General features: G+C 61.5%; 1 protein-coding gene. It reads left to right on the top strand.

The window, feature by feature from the left end; genetic code table 11:
• On the top strand, positions 1-1,790 hold a 1,790-nt coding region (acs, locus tag EFR00_RS32710), incomplete at both ends, for an acetate--CoA ligase (RefSeq protein ID WP_125864904.1).

Below are 1,790 nucleotides of genomic sequence, written 5' to 3'. Positions count from 1 at the left end.
AAATGGTACGAGGAGAGCGTCGAGGATCCGGACAAGTTCTGGGGCAAGCACGGCAAGCGGATCGACTGGTTCAAGCCCTATACCAAAGTCAAGAACACCTCCTTTACCGGCAAGGTCTCGATCAAGTGGTTCGAGGATGGCCAGACGAACGTCTCCTATAACTGCATCGACCGCCATCTGAAGACGAATGGCGACCAGGTGGCGATCATCTGGGAAGGCGACAATCCCTATATCGACAAGAAGATCACCTATAACGAGCTCTACGAGCACGTCTGCCGGATGGCGAACGTCTTGAAGAAGCACGGCGTCAAGAAGGGCGATCGCGTCACCATCTATATGCCGATGATTCCCGAAGCGGCTTACGCGATGCTCGCCTGCGCCCGCATCGGCGCGGTGCATTCGGTCGTCTTCGGCGGCTTCTCCCCCGAGGCCCTGGCGGGACGCATCGTCGACTGTGAATCCACTTTCGTCATCACCTGCGACGAAGGTCTGCGCGGCGGCAAGCCGGTGCCGCTGAAGGACAATACCGATACGGCGATCCACATCGCCGCCCGCCAGCACGTCAATGTCAGCAAGGTGCTGGTCGTGCGCCGCACCGGCGGCAAGACCGGCTGGGCGCCGGGCCGCGATCTCTGGTACCACCAGGAGATCGCCACGGTGAAGGCGGAATGCCCGCCGGTGAAGATGAAGGCGGAAGATCCGCTGTTCATTCTCTACACCTCAGGTTCGACCGGCAAGCCGAAGGGCGTGCTACACACGACCGGCGGCTATCTCATCTACGCCTCGATGACGCATGAATATGTCTTCGACTACCATCATGGCGACATCTACTGGTGCACGGCCGATGTCGGCTGGGTCACCGGCCATTCCTATATCGTCTATGGGCCGCTTTCGAACTGCGCCACGACGCTGATGTTCGAGGGCGTGCCGAATTTCCCCGATCAGGGCCGCTTCTGGGAAGTTATCGACAAGCACAAGGTCAATATCTTCTATACCGCGCCGACGGCGATCCGTTCGCTGATGGGCGCCGGCGACGACTTCGTCACCCGTTCCTCGCGCTCGTCGCTGCGCCTGCTCGGCACGGTCGGCGAGCCGATCAATCCGGAAGCCTGGGAGTGGTATTATAACGTCGTCGGCGACAAGCGCTGCCCTGTCATCGATACCTGGTGGCAGACGGAGACCGGCGGCCACATGATCACGCCGCTGCCGGGTGCGATCGATCTGAAACCCGGTTCAGCGACGGTGCCGTTCTTCGGCGTCAAGCCTGAGCTGGTCGACAATGAGGGCAAGGTGCTGGAAGGGGCCGCCGACGGCAATCTCTGCATCGCCGACAGCTGGCCGGGCCAGATGCGCACCGTTTATGGCGACCACGAGCGCTTCATCCAGACCTATTTCTCCACCTACAAGGGCAAGTACTTCACCGGCGATGGCTGCCGGCGCGACGAGGACGGCTATTACTGGATCACCGGCCGGGTCGACGACGTGCTCAACGTCTCCGGCCACCGGCTCGGAACGGCGGAGGTGGAATCGGCGCTGGTCTCGCACAATCTGGTTTCGGAAGCTGCGGTCGTCGGTTATCCGCATGCGATCAAGGGTCAGGGCATCTATTGCTACGTGACGCTGATGGCCGGCCATGATGGTTCCGACACGCTTCGCCAGGAACTGGTCAAACATGTGCGCGCCGAAATCGGGCCGATCGCCTCGCCCGACAAGATCCAGTTTGCCCCCGGCCTGCCGAAGACCCGCTCGGGCAAGATCATGCGCCGCATTCTGCGCAAGATCGCCGAGGA

This window comes from Rhizobium sophoriradicis (assembly GCF_003939025.1).
Taxonomy (GTDB): Bacteria; Pseudomonadota; Alphaproteobacteria; order Rhizobiales; family Rhizobiaceae; genus Rhizobium; species Rhizobium sophoriradicis.
The sequence above is the reverse complement of the archived record's forward strand: the minus strand, read 5'-3'. Positions and strand labels throughout refer to the sequence as shown.